The 15867-nt window shown below is 66.9% G+C and carries 21 protein-coding genes and 1 pseudogene; 13 read left to right on the top strand and 9 right to left on the bottom strand.

The features are described 5' to 3' along the window. The first annotated feature begins 8 nt into the window (after positions 1-8). Both ACFOSH_RS11560 and ACFOSH_RS11565 read left to right on the top strand, forming a co-directional pair. Positions 9-659, top strand: a complete 651-nt coding sequence (locus ACFOSH_RS11560) for a DUF433 domain-containing protein (RefSeq protein WP_378238734.1) — start codon at positions 9-11, stop codon at positions 657-659. Continuing rightward, the gene (locus ACFOSH_RS11565) at positions 598-1035 is read left to right on the top strand and encodes a PIN-like domain-containing protein (protein ID WP_378238735.1); all 438 of its coding nucleotides are present in this window, start codon (positions 598-600) and stop codon (positions 1033-1035) included. The genes ACFOSH_RS11560 and ACFOSH_RS11565 overlap by 62 nt, the downstream gene beginning before the upstream one ends. Before the next feature lie 37 nt (positions 1036-1072). Here ACFOSH_RS11565 and ACFOSH_RS11570 read toward each other — a convergent pair whose 3' ends face one another. Continuing rightward, complete coding sequence (locus ACFOSH_RS11570; RefSeq protein ID WP_378238736.1) at positions 1073-1951, bottom strand: LysR family transcriptional regulator ArgP; 879 nt, start codon at positions 1949-1951, stop codon at positions 1073-1075. A gap of 66 nt (positions 1952-2017) precedes the next feature. Here ACFOSH_RS11570 and ACFOSH_RS11575 point away from each other — a divergent pair, with 66 nt between their 5' ends. Continuing rightward, the gene (locus ACFOSH_RS11575; protein WP_378238737.1) at positions 2018-2632 is read left to right on the top strand and encodes a LysE/ArgO family amino acid transporter; all 615 of its coding nucleotides are present in this window, start codon (positions 2018-2020) and stop codon (positions 2630-2632) included. Here the strand turns inward: ACFOSH_RS11575 and ACFOSH_RS11580 are convergent, their stop codons facing one another. After that, positions 2633-3460: an aldo/keto reductase gene (locus ACFOSH_RS11580; protein ID WP_378238738.1), complete on the bottom strand. Its 828-nt coding sequence runs from the start codon at positions 3458-3460 to the stop codon at positions 2633-2635. 5 nt (positions 3461-3465) lie between these two features. Further along, positions 3466-4326: an NAD-dependent epimerase/dehydratase family protein gene (locus ACFOSH_RS11585; protein WP_378238739.1), complete on the bottom strand. Its 861-nt coding sequence runs from the start codon at positions 4324-4326 to the stop codon at positions 3466-3468. Between the two features lie 46 nt (positions 4327-4372). On the opposite strand from ACFOSH_RS11585, the gene ACFOSH_RS11590 reads away from it, so the two are divergent. Together ACFOSH_RS11590 and ACFOSH_RS11595 are read left to right on the top strand one after the other, a co-directional pair. After that, positions 4373-4876, top strand: a complete 504-nt coding sequence (locus ACFOSH_RS11590) for an Lrp/AsnC family transcriptional regulator (RefSeq protein WP_378238740.1) — start codon at positions 4373-4375, stop codon at positions 4874-4876. Positions 4877-4984: 108 nt separating this feature from the next. Continuing rightward, the gene (locus ACFOSH_RS11595; protein WP_378238742.1) at positions 4985-5872 is read left to right on the top strand and encodes an esterase/lipase family protein; all 888 of its coding nucleotides are present in this window, start codon (positions 4985-4987) and stop codon (positions 5870-5872) included. A 3-nt stretch (positions 5873-5875) separates the two neighbouring features. Here ACFOSH_RS11595 and ACFOSH_RS11600 read toward each other — a convergent pair whose 3' ends face one another. From ACFOSH_RS11600 to ACFOSH_RS11610, 3 genes are all read right to left on the bottom strand, one after another. Then, positions 5876-6865 carry a DUF2203 family protein gene (locus ACFOSH_RS11600; RefSeq protein ID WP_378238743.1) on the bottom strand — a complete coding sequence of 330 codons (990 nt, stop codon included), beginning with the start codon at positions 6863-6865 and terminating at the stop codon, positions 5876-5878. Between the two features lie 21 nt (positions 6866-6886). Continuing rightward, the gene (locus ACFOSH_RS11605) at positions 6887-7477 is read right to left on the bottom strand and encodes a hypothetical protein (RefSeq protein ID WP_378238745.1); all 591 of its coding nucleotides are present in this window, start codon (positions 7475-7477) and stop codon (positions 6887-6889) included. Positions 7478-7559: 82 nt separating this feature from the next. Continuing rightward, entirely contained in the window at positions 7560-8069 is a 510-nt protein-coding gene (locus ACFOSH_RS11610; RefSeq protein WP_378238746.1) for a hypothetical protein, read from the bottom strand. Between the two features lie 239 nt (positions 8070-8308). Here ACFOSH_RS11610 and ACFOSH_RS11615 point away from each other — a divergent pair, with 239 nt between their 5' ends. Both ACFOSH_RS11615 and ACFOSH_RS11620 read left to right on the top strand, forming a co-directional pair. Next, complete coding sequence (locus ACFOSH_RS11615) at positions 8309-9532, top strand: NADP-dependent isocitrate dehydrogenase (RefSeq protein WP_378238747.1); 1224 nt, start codon at positions 8309-8311, stop codon at positions 9530-9532. A 192-nt stretch (positions 9533-9724) separates the two neighbouring features. Beyond that, positions 9725-10027 carry an SH3 domain-containing protein gene (locus ACFOSH_RS11620; RefSeq protein ID WP_378238748.1) on the top strand — a complete coding sequence of 101 codons (303 nt, stop codon included), beginning with the start codon at positions 9725-9727 and terminating at the stop codon, positions 10025-10027. 62 nt (positions 10028-10089) lie between these two features. Here ACFOSH_RS11620 and ACFOSH_RS11625 read toward each other — a convergent pair. After that, a pseudogene (locus ACFOSH_RS11625) lies at positions 10090-10832 on the bottom strand (MBL fold metallo-hydrolase). A gap of 83 nt (positions 10833-10915) precedes the next feature. Here ACFOSH_RS11625 and ACFOSH_RS11630 point away from each other — a divergent pair. Genes ACFOSH_RS11630 through ACFOSH_RS11650 form a run of 5 tightly spaced genes read left to right on the top strand, consistent with a single transcriptional unit; the run spans position 10916 to position 13814 of the window. Continuing rightward, positions 10916-11356 (top strand): SRPBCC family protein, encoded by a 441-nt coding sequence (locus tag ACFOSH_RS11630; protein ID WP_378238749.1) that lies wholly within the window; start codon positions 10916-10918, stop codon positions 11354-11356. 26 nt (positions 11357-11382) lie between these two features. Then, on the top strand, positions 11383-12189 hold the full coding sequence (locus ACFOSH_RS11635; RefSeq protein WP_378238750.1) for an exodeoxyribonuclease III: 807 nt from the start codon (positions 11383-11385) through the stop codon (positions 12187-12189). A gap of 59 nt (positions 12190-12248) precedes the next feature. After that, on the top strand, positions 12249-12557 hold the full coding sequence (locus tag ACFOSH_RS11640; RefSeq protein ID WP_378238751.1) for a nucleotidyltransferase family protein: 309 nt from the start codon (positions 12249-12251) through the stop codon (positions 12555-12557). Beyond that, positions 12547-12885, top strand: a complete 339-nt coding sequence (locus ACFOSH_RS11645; protein ID WP_378238752.1) for a HepT-like ribonuclease domain-containing protein — start codon at positions 12547-12549, stop codon at positions 12883-12885. Before ACFOSH_RS11640 ends, ACFOSH_RS11645 begins: the two co-directional genes overlap by 11 nt. A gap of 11 nt (positions 12886-12896) precedes the next feature. Next, on the top strand, positions 12897-13814 hold the full coding sequence (locus ACFOSH_RS11650) for a hypothetical protein (RefSeq protein WP_378238753.1): 918 nt from the start codon (positions 12897-12899) through the stop codon (positions 13812-13814). Here the strand turns inward: ACFOSH_RS11650 and ACFOSH_RS11655 are convergent. Beyond that, a complete protein-coding gene (locus ACFOSH_RS11655) occupies positions 13808-14308 on the bottom strand; it encodes a cupin domain-containing protein (RefSeq protein WP_378238754.1) in 501 nt (166 codons plus the stop codon). The two genes, ACFOSH_RS11650 and ACFOSH_RS11655, sit on opposite strands and share 7 nt — an antisense overlap. 65 nt (positions 14309-14373) lie before the next feature. On the opposite strand from ACFOSH_RS11655, the gene ACFOSH_RS11660 reads away from it, so the two are divergent. Further along, positions 14374-14871: a MarR family winged helix-turn-helix transcriptional regulator gene (locus tag ACFOSH_RS11660; RefSeq protein ID WP_378238755.1), complete on the top strand. Its 498-nt coding sequence runs from the start codon at positions 14374-14376 to the stop codon at positions 14869-14871. Between the two features lie 59 nt (positions 14872-14930). Here the strand turns inward: ACFOSH_RS11660 and ACFOSH_RS11665 are convergent, their stop codons facing one another. Continuing rightward, a complete protein-coding gene (locus ACFOSH_RS11665) occupies positions 14931-15818 on the bottom strand; it encodes a glycoside hydrolase family 19 protein (RefSeq protein ID WP_378238756.1) in 888 nt (295 codons plus the stop codon). Positions 15819-15867: the final 49 nt, after the last annotated feature.

Consider the following 15867-nt stretch of genomic DNA (forward strand, 5'->3'; position numbering starts at 1 on the left):
GAGGGAACGTGGTTGACAAGTTCAATGAACCGCTGCTGACCCCCAAAGAGGTCGCGCGTCATCTGGGTATCCCTGAGTCGACCATGTACTACTGGCTCGGGGAAGAAGCGGACGGCGTCCCCCTGGTTCATAGAATCTCGCCCGAGAGACGAGGCTGGCCCTCAGTGCCTTTCGTTGCTGTTGTGGAAGCATATGTCTTGCGCGCCCTCCGGGATCTCGGCCTGACGAAGCGTAAGATTCGGGAAGCAGCGACTGAGGTTCGTCGATCCTTCGATACTCCGTACGCGCTTGCCACAAAGAAGATCACTACCGATGGTGTTGATATTTTCGTGCACTACGCTGATGGTGATCTCGCTCGTGTTGGTGATGGCCAGCGACCTTTTCGCGAGGTTATCGACGACTATCTTCACTATATTGACTGGGACATGAAAGACGGGTTCGCGGGCAGTCTGCGACTGAGGCAGTATCCGGACGTTGCTCCGGTGGTCATAGATCCCAGGTTTGGCTGGGGTGTTCCAGTTGTGAGCTCAAACAAGGTTCCCGTGGATGCCATTGTTGATCTTTGGCTCGCGGGTGAGCCACTTGAAGATGTCGCATATGAGTACGGTCTCACGCGGGAGCAGGTCGAGGCGATTTGTCGGGTCGCTCGTGCAGCCTGAGTTCTTCCTGGATCGTGGCTTGGGGCGTAGAGTTGCCGAGGGACTTACTGAACTGGGTTGGATTGTCCACCGTGCGGCGGCGCATTTTCCGCACGACGCCCAGGATGTCGAAGACGAGGTCTGGTTGTCCTATGGTTTGGATCGAGGATGGTCGCCGTTATGCAAAGATGGCAGGATAAAGGGTCGGCATGCTGAACGGGAACCTCTTGAGTTATATGGGGGAGTCCTATTCTATTTGGATAATCAACGCCTTGTGGTTGCTGACATGATCGAGCGTTTTCATGCCAGTCAAGCTGCTATTTATCGCGCTATCGAGCGCGGTGGGCCTCGGGCGTACGCAGTCGGCGCATCTGGGATCAGGTCAACTTGGCCGTAGCGCCCAGGATCTCACGACCGGGCCGCCGCGCGCGTCCTCATCCGTGTGGGTCGACGAGCAGGTCCGCGGCCGCGGTGGTGACGGCGGCCGACACCGCGGCCAGCGCGGGGGAGTCGAGTTTCCACTGCTGCCAGAACAGCGGTACGTCGATCGGGTGGTCCAGGTCGAGGCAGGCGAACGTGCCGTCGCGCAGGCGGTCGCCGATCTGCGCGAGCGGCACCATGCCCCAGCCCATCCCGCCGGCGACGGCGTCGAAGAACCCTTCGGAGGAGGGGACGTAGTGCCGCAGCGAGCTCGCGATCGTGCCTCGCTCGCGGGCGAAGCGGTCCTGAAGGTCGTCACGGCGGCCGAAGACGACGACGGGGGCTTCGGCGAGGTCGAGGTCCGTGCCGAGCGCCGGGCTCGCCACGGCCAGGTAGCGCATCTGCCCGAGCCGGTGCACCGAACACCCCGCGACCGGATCCGGGGACGACGTCACGGCCGCCATCACCTGGCCTTCCCGCAGCAGGGTCGTGGTGTGGTCCTGATCCTCGCGGTGCAGTTCGAAGCAGATCTTGTGCTCGGGCGGCACCCGCTTGAGGGCGGGCAGGAACCACGTCGCCAGCGAATCGGCGTTCACCGCGATCGGCAGGCGGACCGGTTCGTCGTCGGCGGTCAGGCCGAGTTCGGCCCGGGTGTCGGCCTCCAGCAGGGCCAGCTGACGGCCGAAGCGCACGACCGCCTGCCCGGATTCGGTCAGGCGCACCGGCTTCGTGCGGATCAGCAGCACCCGGCCGGTGCGTTGTTCGAGCGCTTTCACGCGTTGGCTGATCGCCGACGGTGTCACGTGCAGGGCCGAGGCCGCCGCGTCGAACGTGCCCTCGTCGGCGACCGCCAGTAGCGTGCGGACGAGGTCCAGCGGCAATTCTTTCGTCACGAACGCTAATGTTACGTAAGAATCTTTAGCTGTACTGTTGACTATCCGCTTCCTAGTGTCCTTCGTATGGGAAACGTTCTGCTCAGCGCGGTCGCCGGGTTCGGCGCCACCATGGCCCTCATCGTCGCGATCGGCGCGCAGAACGCGTTCGTGCTGCGTCAGGGCATCCGCCGCGAAGCGGTGCTCGTGGTGGTCCTGATCTGCATCGTCTCGGACGTCATCCTGGTCAGCCTCGGCGTCGGCGGGGTCGGCGCGCTGGTGGGGACCTCGCCCGAAGCGCTGACCATCGTCGCGCTGGTCGGCGGCGCGTTCCTGCTGTGCTACGGCGCTCTCGCGGCCCGTCGCGCGTTCAAGCCGTCTTCACTGGAAACCAGTGGCCCGGAGATCGGCGGATCGCTGCGCCGCATCGTGCTGACCACGCTGGCGATCACCTGGCTGAACCCCCACGTCTACCTCGACACGCTGCTCCTGCTCGGCGCGATCGCGGCTGGGCACGGCAGCGGCCGATGGGCGTTCGGCGTCGGAGCGGTGTCCGCCAGCGTGCTCTGGTTCCTCGCGCTCGGCTTCGGCGCGAGGCTGCTCAGCGGGTTCTTCCGCAAGCCGTCGTCCTGGCGGGTGCTGGACGGCCTGGTCGCCGCGATGATGATCGGCCTCGGCGTGACGCTGGTGGCGAGCGCCTGATCACGGCAGGCGAGCCAGCTCCTCGGCGGTGAGCACGAGATCGGCGGCGGCCACCGAATCGCGGATCGTCGCGGGCCTCGTCGAACCGGGGATCGCGATCAGGGACGGCGACTTCGCGAGCAGCCAAGCCAGGCATACCCGCTGCGGGCTGACGCCGTGTTCTTCGGCCACGGCGAGGAATTCCCCGCCGATCCCGCGGAGCGGCCCCCACGGCAGATAGGCGAGCCCGAGCTCCGTGCACAGTGCCAGTTCCGGCTCGTGCGCCAGATGCGCAGGCGAGTGTTCGTTCTGTACGGAGACCAGCTTTTCGCCCAGGATCTCGCGCGCTTCGAGGAGCTGCGCACTGGACACATTGGACACTCCGGCGAGCCGGATCTTGCCTTCGTCGGCCAGCTCCTTGATCGCGCCGACGGACTCCGCCCACGGCACGTTCTCGTCGGGCTTGTGCAGCTGGTAGAGCCCGATCGCGTCGACGCCGAGCCTTTTCAGCGAGCCTTCGCAGGCGTTCTTGAGGTGCGCGGGTGTCCCGGTGACGGTCCACGAACCGTCACCAGGCCTGCCTCGACCGCCCTTGGTCGCGACGAGCACCGCGTCCGAGTCGCCGCCGTAGCCGGCCAGCGCCTCGGCGATCAGCACCTCGTTGTGGCCGGTTTCGCCCGCGTGCCAGTGGTAGGAATCGGCCGTGTCGATCAGCGTGACCCCGGCGTCGAGGGCAGCGTGGACCGTGGCGATCGCACGGTCACGGTCCGGGCGGCCTTCGATCGACAACGGCATCGCGCCCAGGCCGATCGCGCTCACTTCGACGTCTCCGATGCTGCGGTAGCGCACTTCGCTCAAGCCTTTCTGACGTCTTCGATGGCTTCGCCGAGCCAATCGGTGGTGCTGGAGAAGGAAAAGCCGAGACCTGTCGCCCGCGAGGTGTCCATGACGGCGTACCGGTCGAAAGAGAACGGCGAGGTGTCCCGCTCGACGACCTCGAACCGGGGCTCGGCGGAGATGGCGGCGGTGAGATCCAGCGCGGACAGCTCGCCGTGCGAACCGGCGTTGACCGGGCCCGTGAAGTCCGCCTGCGTGGCCCAGGCCAGGAAATCCGCGATCTCGCGAGCGTGGATGAACGTCGACGGACGCGGTTCGGCGTGGATCTCGACGGCGTCGCCCGCGTCCAGCCGTTCGACGTAATGGCGCAGCCGGCCGGTGAAATCGTCGCCGCCGAGGACATGGGCGACCCGCACCGAAGCGAACGAAGCGTCTCCGTCCGCGAAGACCGTCTCCGCCTGACGCTTGCCCTCGCCGTAGTGCGCTTCGAGGAAATTCTCATCGTGCCAAGGAAGTCCGGCATCGACGGGAGACCGCGAGACCAGCGATTCGGCCATCGGGGCATCCGTCCGGATCTGGTCGTAGACCTCGATCGTGGACGTCATCACGTACCGGTCCGCACGGATCACCCGGCGCGCGATGCCCGCTTGGAGCGGGGTGTAGCAGACCTGGTCGAGCACGACGTCGAAGGAGCGGGAACCCAGCGCGGCCTTCAAACCGGCTTCGTCGTCGCGGTCGGCGATCAGGTGGATGACGCCGGACGGCGCCGGTGCGGACCCGCGGTTGAGCACCGTGACGTCCAGTCCGGCGTCACGCAGCCGCTCGACCGCCCCGCGACCGAAGTACCGGCTTCCGCCCAGAACGAGCACTTTCTTCATGCTGACCAGTGTTACAGTGGCGATCCGGGTGCTTGAAGGGGAAAACATGGGCGAATCGGCGGAATCACTGAAAGAACCTCGGTCAAATCGCACTTTCACTGAAAGCTCACTGGACGTGATCGACAGGCGACTCCTCGAACTCCTTCAGGAGGAAGGCCGGATGACCCTGAGCGAACTCGGGCGCCGCGTTTCGCTGAGTCCCGCCGCCGTCGGCGAACGCGTCAAACGGCTCGAAGCGGACGGCACGATCACCGGTTACGCGGCGCTCGTCTCGCCGTCCGGGATCGGCCTCGGGCTGCAGGCGTTCGTGCGGATGGCGCCGCACGGCGGGTTCACCGTCCGGCACCCCCGGACGCGGAAGATCATGGACCGCCCCGAAATCCTCGAACTGCACCACGTGGTGGGGGAGGATTGCTGGATCCTCAAGATCGCCGTCCGCGACACCACGCACCTGGAGGATCTGCTCGAAGACCTCTCTACACTGGGGTCGACGACGACCTCGATCGTGATGTCCAGTCCGATCGAGCGACGGATCTTGCTGCCTTTGTGATCAGTCACAAAGGGGCGTGAGCAAGTCTGGTTCTTCTCCCGGTTACGGTCGCCCGTTTGTGACGCATGATGACTCAAGTCACATACTGACGAGTAACCGGAGGCAGGGATGCGGGCTCGGGTCACCAACGGCGGTGCCACGAAGACCAGGAAGATCCTCACCACGCTAGTCGCGGCCTTGACGTTCACGATCGCCGTCCCGGCGGCGGCGAGCGCGGCGCCGTCGAGCGGCTGGAACGACTGGTCGTGCAAGCCGAGCGCGAACCACCCCGAGCCCGTCGTGCTGGTGCACGGCCTCGGCGGCAACGCGACGACGAACTGGTTCTACCACGCGCCGAAGCTCAAGAACGCCGGCTATTGCGTCTATTCGCTGACCTACGGCGGCACCGTCCTGGGTGGACAGTTGGTCGGCGGGATGGCCTCGATGCGGAAGAGCGCCGTCGAATTCGGCGCGTTCGTGGACCGGGTGCGGTCGAGCACCGGTGCGGGCAAGGTCGACATCGTCGGGCACTCCGAGGGCACGACGATGCCCGCGTACTACCTCAAGTTCGAGGGCGGCGCGGAGAAGGTGAAGCATTTCGTCGGCTTCGGCTCGAACTTCAAGGGCACGTCGCTCAACGGCCTTTCCGGGCTGGCCAAGGCCGTGCTTTCGCTGCCCGGCCTCGACCTGCTCGCCGACGGCGTGTGCGGGGCGTGCCGCGAGTACCTCGCGCCTTCGGACTTCCTCGACGACCTCGCCCGCGGCGGCGTGAGCGTTCCTGGGCCGACGTACACGAGCATCGTGAGCCGCCACGATCGAGTGGTCACGCCTTACACGAGCGGGGTGCTGAACGAGCCGGGCGCGACCGACATCGTGCTGCAGGACAAGTGCGGCGCGGACGTCTCCGGGCACCTGAGCCAGGCTATCGACCCGAACGTGACGGGCCTGATCCTCAAGGCGCTCGACCCGGAAGGCGCGCCCGCGTCGAAGTGCGTGCCGTTCTTCGCGCCGCTGTAGGCCTCAGGGTTTGGTCGCGTGCACCACGAACACCGACCGGACCCTGTCCTCGGACTCGACGTCGAGGCGCTTCACGGTCACCTCGGTGAAGCCCGCTTCGGAGGCCAGTTCCGCCGCGTCGTCCTCGGTTTCCGGCAGCTTCAGGTCGGTGGGGACGATCGCGGCGAACGCCTCCGACGGCCGGAACGCCGATGCCAGCGGCAGGCTGAAGCCCACCCGGCCGCCCGGGCGCAGCGCCCGCAGCCAGTCGCGGAGCGCGGCCGTACCGAGGAAGTGCAGCGAGGACGCGCAGAGCACGGCGTCCGCGCCGTCGTCTTCCACCGGCGACGGGACCGCCGAAGCGACCTGCCAGGTGATGACCTTGCCGGGATCGCGCGTCGCCGCCTTCGCCTCGGCCTTGGCGATCATGCCCGGCGAGATGTCGATCGCGAGCACTTCGCCCGGCTCCAGGCGCAGCGCGGCGAACGCGGCCACGCCGGTCCCGGTCGCGACGTCGAGAACGATTTCGGGAGCAGTGCGGCCGAGGCCGTCGACAAGCGCTTCGGCGACGAGGCCGTGAAAGGTGTCTTCGTCGTAGTGCGCGGCGATGCCGTCGAACAGGTCGGCCACGACGGTCACTGCGGCGACCCTGTCCGGGAGACGGCGGCGGCCGGCGAAACCCAGGTCGAGGCGGTGATACCAGCACAGCTCCGGGTCGCCCTCGAGCCAGCACAGCAGGACGTCGACGCCGTCGAGTTCGGCGGGGAAGTCGATCAGGAGCGGGGCGAACCCCTTCAGCTCCGCGCCGGTCCGCTGGACGGTGGTCATCAGATCGTCCAGCCTGGCCTGCGCGGCCTTCCACTCCGGCAGCCCGCCGAGCGCGGTCTCCCGGCCGCCCGGGCGCAGGGACGCGGCGAGTTCGGCCGCGTCGGCGCGCAGCCGGACGAGCTCGTCGAGCACGGGGCGTAGCCGGGCGAGCTCGGCGCGGGCTTCAGGAACGGTGAACAATCCCATGCGCCGATGGTCCCAGCCCGCTCAGCGGCGCCGCCGGGCGAGTCTCGACGCGAGGCCCGCGCCGATCAGGAGGAAGCCCGTCCCGAGCAGTCCGCCGATGAACAACCAGCTCGTGACGCCGTAGGTGACGTCGTTCTGCGGCAGGTACTTCATGAGCCGGAAGCCCCATTCGGGGACCGCGGCGGCGGCCACGCCGGGTGCGAGGCCCCAGACGAGGCCGCCGAGGATCGGGCCGGTCGCCGAGAGCGCGCCGAGCAGCCCGACCGCCAGCAGCAGGATCCCGCCGCCCACGAGCAGGCCGATGCTGAAGACGTCACGCTGGGTGCTCAGCGTCGCCTGGACGAGCATCTGCTGCCGCAGGCCGCCCCAAGCCAGCAGGCCGAGGGCGACCGGCGTCAGGATCAGGCCGCCGGCGCCGCTGAGGACGCGACGCACGCCTCGGCCCGCGCGGGGGTCTTCGGAGCCCACGTCGTCGTCGAAGGGCTCGTACGGTTCGTACGACTCGACGTCCTCGTACGGCCTTCGAGGGTCTTTGGGCTGCTGTTGCTCGTACTCGCCGTATTCCTGGTAGTCCTCGTCGTCGTACTCCGCGACGTACCGGTGTGATGACATGGGCGGGCCACCTCCCTGAACCGGACTACGGACGCGAAGCCCCTTCGGTTCACTTCGATCTCCCCGGATCGCGTTTAGCGGGCTAAGCGCGATTTGGGCGGCGCCGGGTGATGGTCCCGACCAGGCCGGCCCCGACCAGCAGGAAACCGCTTCCGAACAGGGCACCCATCACCAGCCAGGTCACCAGGCCGACGCCGAGTTCGCGGCCGCCGACGTCGTACATGGTGCTCATGACGCTCTGCCCGCCCAGCAGGGTGGTCAGTCCCGGCACCACTCCCCAGATCAGACCGCCGAGCACCGGCCCGAGTCCGGACAGCGCGCCGAGGAGCGCGACGCCGAGCAGGAAAAGGCCGCCGACGATCAGCAGGATCAGGCCCAGCGGGTCTTCGCCGACGGTGTAGGCCTGCGCGTACGTCCGCTGCAACCGCGAGCCGCCGTAGATCACCAGGCCGAGCGCGACCGGCGTGAGCAGGACCCCGCCGAGCGCGCTGATCACGCGAGGCACGGCGCGGCTGCTTTGCCTAGGCTGGAGGTAAGGCTCCGGCGCCGAAGGCTGCTCGTGCGGCGGCACGGCGTAGGGGTTGGTGGACATGGGGACCGTCCTTCCGGTGACCGGCTGAGGAGTGCGGTTCGATGATGGCGCGGTCCCCGGGGATCCCGTGACGGCCGGATGGCCGTCGTCCGACCGGGTGACGTCGGCCACATCGGCCTCGTGGAGACTTGATACCCACCACTACTGGAACCATCCAGCGCCGTTAAGCAGTACGCTTGTACCGCTACCGGAGAGACTTAAGAAGAACGCGAAGATCCGCGGAAGGAGCACCGCTGCTCATGGCCAAGATCAAGGTCCAGGGCACCGTCGTCGAGCTCGACGGCGATGAGATGACCCGCATTATTTGGCAGTTCATCAAGGACAAGCTGGTCCACCCCTACCTGGACCTCAACCTCGAGTACTACGACCTGGGCATCGAGGAGCGGGACCGCACCGACGACCAGATCACCATCGACTCCGCCAACGCCATCAAGAAGCACGGCGTCGGCGTCAAGTGCGCCACGATCACGCCGGACGAGGCGCGCGTCGAAGAGTTCGGCCTGAAGAAGATGTGGCTCTCGCCGAACGGCACGATCCGCAACATCCTCGGCGGCGTGATCTTCCGCGAGCCGATCGTCATCCAGAACATCCCGCGCCTGGTGCCGGGCTGGACCAAGCCGATCATCATCGGCCGTCACGCGCACGGTGACCAGTACAAGGCGACCAACTTCAAGGTCCCCGGTCCCGGCACGCTGACCATCAGCTACACCCCGGACGACGGCTCCGAGCCGATGCAGTTCGACGTCGCGAAGTTCCCCGAGGGCGGCGGCGTCGCCATGGGCATGTACAACTACCGCAAGTCCATCGAGGACTTCGCGCGCGCCTCGCTGCAGTACGGCCTCGACCGCGAGTACCCGGTCTACATGTCGACCAAGAACACCATCCTGAAGGCCTACGACGGCATGTTCAAGGACGTGTTCGAGGAGATCTACCAGGCCGAGTTCAAGGCCGACTTCGACGCCAAGGGCATCTCCTACGAGCACCGCCTGATCGACGACATGGTCGCCGCGGCGATGAAGTGGGAGGGCGGCTACGTCTGGGCCTGCAAGAACTATGACGGTGACGTGCAGTCCGACACGGTCGCACAGGGCTTCGGTTCGCTGGGCCTGATGACCTCCGTGCTGCGCACCCCGGACGGCAGGACCGTCGAGGCCGAGGCCGCGCACGGCACGGTCACCCGGCACTACCGCCAGCACCAGCAGGGCAAGCCGACCTCGACCAACCCGATCGCGTCGATCTTCGCGTGGACCCGGGGACTCGAGCACCGCGGCAAGCTGGACTCGAACCCGGAGCTGATCGGGTTCGCGAACAAGCTGGAGCAGGTCGTCATCGAGACCGTCGAGAGCGGCAAGATGACCAAGGACCTCGCGCTGCTGATCAGCAAGGAGCAGGCGTTCCAGACCACCGAGGAGTTTCTCGCGACGCTGGACGAGAACCTGGCCAAGAAGATCGCCCAGGGCTGAGTCTCGCTGTAAGTACGTGAAGGCCCCCTTCCTCGCGGAAGGGGGCCTTTTCGCGTCGTGACCCTGGGTAGTACGGACGCCGTCCGGTTGGCGCCTCCGGGTGGTTGGCAATCCGGGATCTGGGCGACCGCCCCGGCTTCTGCCACTCTGGACCGGACAGAAAACGATTCCCTTGTTCGAGGAGTGACCATCATGGCCATCTCGAAACCGGTCTTGTTCCTCGGCGCCGGCGCGGCGCTGATCGTCGTCGTCGCCATCTCGGGACAGGACAGGGAGTCGAGCGCGAGCCCGACCGGGTGCCAGGTCGTGGTGACGGCCGACGTGCTCAACGCGCGCGACATCCCCGGTGGACAGAAGATCGTCGGCAAGTACGTCAAGGACGCGAAGATCGACGCGCAGCCGGTGGTCGAGAACGGCTTCCGCAAGATCGCCGAGGGCAAGTGGGTCTCCGCGCAGTTCGCGCCCCCGGTCGAAGGCTCCAAATGCGGCCCGTGACCTGGGAGATCGCGTTTAGCCCGCTAAAGGCGAGTCGGTGCCCGTGGGCTGCGGGATCGCGATTAGGGGGCTAAACGCAGGTGGGCGCCTTCCTCGGCCGCCAGCACCTCGCCCCTGAACTCCCTCCGCGCTTCGGCCACCGAGACCTCGCGGTCGGAGCCAGGCCAGAAGTGAGTCAGCAGCAGCCGCCGCGCACCCCCGCGTTCGGCCCAGTACCCGGCCTCGCCCGCCGTCGACACCAGCCGCGGCGTCTCGTCGGGAGACGGGCCCTGCAACGTGGCGTCCGCGATGAGCAGGTCGGCGTCGCGCGCCAGCTCCGCCAGGGTCGGGCTGGGCCCGCTGTCACCGGTGTACGCGACGGTGAGCCCGGGCGCCGTCAGCCGCACCCGTAGTTCGGCACGTGGTGCGGCAGCAGGAACGTGGTCATCCGGAACGGCCCGACCTCACGCGGCGGGCCGAGGTCGGACACGTCGAAGATCGTCGTCGGATGCGGCCGGGGTTCCATCGCTTCGAGCCGCCGCACCGTGCCCGGCGTGCAGTGCAGCGGGATCCTCGGCTCGTCCGGCAGCCCGTAGGCGCGGGCACGGCCGAGCGCGCTCACGTCGGCGCAGTGATCGGGATGTTCATGCGTCACCACCACCGCGTCGACCCGGCCACCGGGGGCGTGTTCGAACAGCTGTGACGCGGCCCCGTAGCCGAGGTCGAGCACTACCTTGAAACCCTCGTGGACCAGGAGGAACCCGGCGCAGGCCCGCCCCGGTTCCGGCCAGGCGCCGCAGCTGCCCAGCACGGTCAGCTCGCTCATGGGCGCAGTCTCGCAGAACGCCCTCGGTAACGGCGCGCGATTTCCGGCGACTTGCTGACCGAGGGGTCGCGAGGAGGTCCGTCATGAAGCAGGTCCAGAGCCGGGTCGTCACCCCGAAGCCGATCGACGAGGTCTACGCCTACCTCGCCGACTTCACCAACCAGCCGGAGTGGCGCTTCGACGTCGTGTCGTGCTCGCTCGCGTCCGGAGAGGGCGGCGCGCCGGGGGTGAAATATCACCAGCGGGTGAAACCACGCGGCAAGGAAATCGACAGCGAAGTCGAGCTGACCCGCGCCGACAAGCCGGACGAGGTCGCGTTCCGCACGCTCGATCCAGGGCCGGTCAGCGTGTCGGGCGCCTGGCATCTGAAGAGCACCGGCACCGGCACCGGGACCGAGGTGATCTGCGACGTCACCATCGAGACGCACGGATTCCTCCGGCTGCTGGAGTTCACCATGGGCCCGTCGCTGCGGAAGATCTCGGACCGCTACGAACGGGACCTCTCCGCGCGGCTCAACCCCTGACGTTTCTGTCGGACCCTCCGGGTAGCGTGCGAAGGGTGCTGACCGTCTCCACTGTGAATGTCAACGGCCTCCGCGCCGCCGCGAAAAAGGGCTTCGTCGAGTGGCTCACCTCCACGAAGGCCGACGTCGTCGCCTGCCAGGAGGTCCGGGCCGAGCTCAAGGAGCTCCCGGCCGGTGCCGCCGCGCCCGAAGGCTGGCACGTGGTGCACGCGCCGTCGGCGCAGAAGGGGCGCAACGGCGTCATGCTCTTCAGCCGGGCCGAGCCGGACGAGGTCCGCATCGGTTTCGGCGAACCCGAATTCGAGGACAGTGGCCGCTACGCCGAGATCCACCTGCCGAATGTCGTGGTCGCGAGCCTGTACCTGCCCAGTGGTGACGTCGGCACCCCGCGGCAGGACGAGAAAGAGCGCTTCATGGCGGCGTTCCTGCCGTACCTGGTCGACCTGCGCGCCAAGGCGGAGGCCGGCGGCCGTGAGGTCGTCGTCGTGGGCGACTGGAACATCGCCTACGAGAAGACCGACCTGAAGAACTGGCGCGGAAACCAGAAGAGCTCGGGCTTCCTGCCGGAGGAGCGCGAGTGGCTCGGCCGCGTGTTCACCGAGGCCGGTTACGTCGACGTGCAGCGCAAACTCGATCCGGAAGGCCCCGGCCCGTACACCTGGTGGTCCTACCGTGGGAAGGCTTTCGACAACGACTCGGGCTGGCGCATCGACTGTCAGATCGCCACCCCAGGTCTCGCCGAGCGATGCACCTCCGTCGTGGTCGAGCGCGCCGAGTCCTACGACCAGCGCTGGTCGGATCACGCTCCCGTGACGGCGACCTACGGGAACTGAGCGTTCGCCGTGACCTGATGGGTCTGGTCAGGCACAATCAGGCTCAGGAGGTGGAGGTCGTGCATGAGTCGATCGAGCTCAAGAAGCGTGAGATCGAGGAGCTTTGCCGGAAACACTCGGTGAGCCGCCTCGATTTGTTCGGCTCCGCCGTGAGTGACAGGTTCGACTTGGTCTCCAGCGATGTCGACGTGCTGGTCGAGTTCGACGCGGGGCAGGGGTTCGACTACTTCGGCACTTACTTCGATCTGAAAGAAGGCCTGGAGCGGATACTGGGCCGCCCGGTCGACCTCGTCAGCGTGACCAGCATTCGCAATCCGTACTTCAAACAGCAGGTGCTGGAGACCCGGGAGCTTCTCTATGCGGCGTGATGCTCGCGCTTACCTGTGGGATGCTGCCAAGGCGGCGGAACTGCTGAGTGAGTTCAGCGAGGGCGAGGATTTCGATGGCTACCGGTCGAACGCGATGCTGTGCTCGGCGGTTGAGCGTCAGTTCGAAATCATCGGCGAGGCGTTGAATCAGCTGTCCGAACTGGACAGCGATCTTGCGGCGCAAGTGCCTGACCTCGGGCGTATCGTCGCATTTCGCAACATCCTGATCCATGGATACGCGACGGTTGACGATGCCTTGGTGTGGCAGGTGCTCACTGAAAGGCTTCCTGGCTTGATCGACGTTCTGCGGCGGTTGCGGGATGCGTGAATCGGGGAGTCATGGAGACTAACGAAGCCAGGCGTATCGAGGCGACGAACGCCGAGCGCTACGCGATGTCCGCCCAGTACGGGTGGGAGTTCAGCCCGGACGCGCCGAACCTCCTGGAGCGCTGGACGGTGCTGCCGTTCAACCAGCGCGGAGACAAGCGGATGGCGTTCGGCGCGCTGAGCGGCGCTTACAACGGGCTTCAGTTCAGCGTCTTCGACTACCACCGCCGCCCGACGGTCACGAGCGTGCATACGCGCTGGACCAACAAGAAGGTCAACGAACTCGACACGATCTCGATCGACACGGTCTGGGTGCTCACCCTGCCCGCGCCGATGCCGAACTTCCAGATCGCGTCGAGCATCGAGGCCGCCTGGGACGTCGATCAGTATCCCGAGCCCGCCACGGCGGACCGGAAGTTCAACCGCTGGTACAAGCTGATCGACACCGACCCGAACGTCGCGGTCGCGGTGCTGACACCGCAGGTCGCCGCCACGATGCGGTCATCGAAGCTGCACACCTGGTCGCTGGTGGGCGCGGAACTGGTCTACGTCGAGAATCCGACGTTCGGCCGGACCAAGCCGGACGACGTGCTCTTGACGCTGGGACTCCTCGGGAACCTGGTGTCGCTTCTGCCGTTTCACCTCGGTGGCGGGCAGCCCGCCGCGCCACCGTCGCACCAGCCCCAGCAACCGCAACAGCCGTATCCGCCGCAGAATCCCGGGTATCCGCAGCAGTACCCGCCTCCGCCGCAGTACGGCCAGCCGCCGTACCCGCCGCAACATCCGGGATATCCGCCGCCCCAGTACCCGCCGCCTCACTATCCGCAACCCCGGTACCCACAACCGCAGTATCCGCCGCCCCAGTACCCGCAGTCCGGGTATCCGCCGCAGGGCTATCCACCGCAGGGATACCCGCCGCGCGGTTACTGACGGGACTTCGCGCTCTCCGTCCACACCGGACTTTCGGTGAAGTGATTGTCGAACTTTTCCTGGCTGTCCAAGAGATCCTGGACGGTCGCTTTGCCGTGGCCGACTTTTTCCAGCAGGCGGAAGTAGTCGAACCGTTCCACGCCGGGGATGAACACGATCAGCACGTCCGCCGATGAGTCCACGGCGGCACGGAAGGCGTGCGTGGTCAGTGGCGGGACGACGAGCATGTCTCCCTCGGAAACGGTGACGATCTCTTCTCCCACAAGGACTTCCAGTCTTCCTCCGAGCATGAAGAACATCTCGGAGGAGCCGGTGTGATAGTGCGGAGCCGCTCCATCGGCGCCGACGCCCAGTTCTGTTCTCGCGCTGCTCATGACCCCGCCTGTGGTCGAGACATCGGCGAGCAGCGTGACGAGGGTGGGGGCCGCGCCGACGGTCTCGGCTTCGGCGGCACGGACGAGGACGGGTTCGCGGGTGTCGATGTGCTGTGTCATACCCGGATAGTTCCACCGCTGATAGTTCGCTGTCAAACTATCTCGTGTCGAATAGACTTCCGGACGTGAGTGAAGAGCGGAACGTCGACGCGATCGACGAGGTGGTCGGCGCGTGGCGGCGGGAACGGCCGGAACTGGACTTGGCGGCGATCGGGGTCGCCGGACGGCTCGGGCGCGTGACGATGCTGACCGCGCCGATGGTCGAGGCCGTGTTCGCGAGACACGGCTTGAAACAAGGTGAGTTCGACGTGCTCGCGGCGCTCAGGCGGTCCGGGAAGCCGTACACGCTGATCCCGTCCGAGCTGTCCGCGACGCTGATGATGTCCAGGGCCGGGATGACCAGCCGGATCGACAGGCTTGAGTCGGCGGGACTGGTCGAGCGGGCGCTCGACCCGGAGGACCGGCGCAGCTTCCGGGTCACGCTGACCGAGCGCGGGTTCGAAGTCGTCGACGCCGCGATGACCGAGCACACGGCGAACGTCGCGAAGCTTCTCTCGCCGCTGGGCGGGGATCTCGATGTCCTGGATGGGGCACTGCGCCGACTTCTCGGCTCTCTCGAATGACGAAGGGGCCCTTCGCTGCATTAGATGCGGCGAAGAGCCCCTTCAGCTCTCTGGATGGATCAGCAGGACAGGTTGCCGCCGGGGTCGACGCCGAGGATGCCGGTGAACTGCTGGTACTTGCTCACGCGGCTCTGCACCTGGCCGGGGTTGCCGCCGTTGCACTCGATGCTGCCGTTGATGCTGCGGATGGTCTCACCGAAGCCGCGGCTGTTGACCATCGCGTTGTGCGGGGTCATCGTGCCCGGGCCGTTCTGGGTCATCCAGTACCAGATGCCGGTCTTCCAGGCGACCGCCGCGTCGTTCTGCACCAGCCACGGGTTGGTCAGCAGCGGCAGGCCCAGCGCGTCGCCGGCGGCCTTGTAGTTGAAGTTCCAGCTCAGCTGGATCGGGCCGCGGCCGTAGTACGCGGCGTTGCCCGCCGGGCAGCCGTAGGACTGGCTCGTGTCGCAGTAGTGCGGGTAGTTGGCTTCGTTCTGCTCGACGATGTAGACCAGACCGCCGGTCTCGTGGCTGACGTTCGCCAGGAAGGCCGCCGCTTCCTGCTTCTTCACGGTGTCGCTGCCCGTGCCCGCGAAGGCCGGGTACGCGCTGAGGGCGGTGACCAGGCCGCTGTAGGTGTAGAAGGCGTTCCGGCCCGGGAACATCTGGTTGAACTGTGCTTCGCTGACCACGAAGCCGGACGGGTTCGGCGGGTTGGTCGTGCCGCCGCCGCAGGCGCCCTGATCTGCCCAAACCTGGGCCGTACCTGGGGTTTCGTTCTGCGTCCACCACTTCGCGGACCAGTTGTGTCCGTTGTGCGAGGCGGTGTTGCCGCCCCAGTAGACCGAGCTCGCGTTCCACGGTGCCACGCAGTCCGCGGCGGAGGCGGACTGGGCCGGGACGACCACGGCGACCGTGGTGGCGGCGAAGGTGGCGGCGACCGCCGCGAGAATACGTCGAAGAGACATCGGTGGCTCCTTCGTACGAGGGGACCATGCAGGGAGATATTGGTCTATA

Source organism: Amycolatopsis speibonae (assembly GCF_042647925.1).
Classification (GTDB): domain Bacteria; phylum Actinomycetota; class Actinomycetes; order Mycobacteriales; family Pseudonocardiaceae; genus Amycolatopsis; species Amycolatopsis speibonae.

Excerpts from the sequence above, each read along its gene's own strand:
- ACFOSH_RS11565 (WP_378238735.1), top strand. The coding sequence starts at position 598 with ATGAGTACGGTCTCACGCGGGAGCAGGTCGAGGCGATTTGTCGGGTCG.
- ACFOSH_RS11575 (WP_378238737.1), top strand. The coding sequence starts at position 2,018 with ATGGGAAACGTTCTGCTCAGCGCGGTCGCCGGGTTCGGCGCCACCATG.
- ACFOSH_RS11585 (WP_378238739.1), bottom strand. The coding sequence starts at position 4,326 with ATGAAGAAAGTGCTCGTTCTGGGCGGAAGCCGGTACTTCGGTCGCGGG.
- ACFOSH_RS11590 (WP_378238740.1), top strand. The coding sequence starts at position 4,373 with ATGGGCGAATCGGCGGAATCACTGAAAGAACCTCGGTCAAATCGCACT.
- ACFOSH_RS11595 (WP_378238742.1), top strand. The coding sequence starts at position 4,985 with ATGCGGGCTCGGGTCACCAACGGCGGTGCCACGAAGACCAGGAAGATC.
- ACFOSH_RS11600 (WP_378238743.1), bottom strand. The coding sequence starts at position 6,865 with ATGGGATTGTTCACCGTTCCTGAAGCCCGCGCCGAGCTCGCCCGGCTA.
- ACFOSH_RS11605 (WP_378238745.1), bottom strand. The coding sequence starts at position 7,477 with ATGTCATCACACCGGTACGTCGCGGAGTACGACGACGAGGACTACCAG.
- ACFOSH_RS11610 (WP_378238746.1), bottom strand. The coding sequence starts at position 8,069 with ATGTCCACCAACCCCTACGCCGTGCCGCCGCACGAGCAGCCTTCGGCG.
- ACFOSH_RS11615 (WP_378238747.1), top strand. The coding sequence starts at position 8,309 with ATGGCCAAGATCAAGGTCCAGGGCACCGTCGTCGAGCTCGACGGCGAT.
- ACFOSH_RS11620 (WP_378238748.1), top strand. The coding sequence starts at position 9,725 with ATGGCCATCTCGAAACCGGTCTTGTTCCTCGGCGCCGGCGCGGCGCTG.
- ACFOSH_RS11630 (WP_378238749.1), top strand. The coding sequence starts at position 10,916 with ATGAAGCAGGTCCAGAGCCGGGTCGTCACCCCGAAGCCGATCGACGAG.
- ACFOSH_RS11645 (WP_378238752.1), top strand. The coding sequence starts at position 12,547 with ATGCGGCGTGATGCTCGCGCTTACCTGTGGGATGCTGCCAAGGCGGCG.
- ACFOSH_RS11650 (WP_378238753.1), top strand. The coding sequence starts at position 12,897 with ATGGAGACTAACGAAGCCAGGCGTATCGAGGCGACGAACGCCGAGCGC.
- ACFOSH_RS11655 (WP_378238754.1), bottom strand. The coding sequence starts at position 14,308 with ATGACACAGCACATCGACACCCGCGAACCCGTCCTCGTCCGTGCCGCC.
- ACFOSH_RS11665 (WP_378238756.1), bottom strand. The coding sequence starts at position 15,818 with ATGTCTCTTCGACGTATTCTCGCGGCGGTCGCCGCCACCTTCGCCGCC.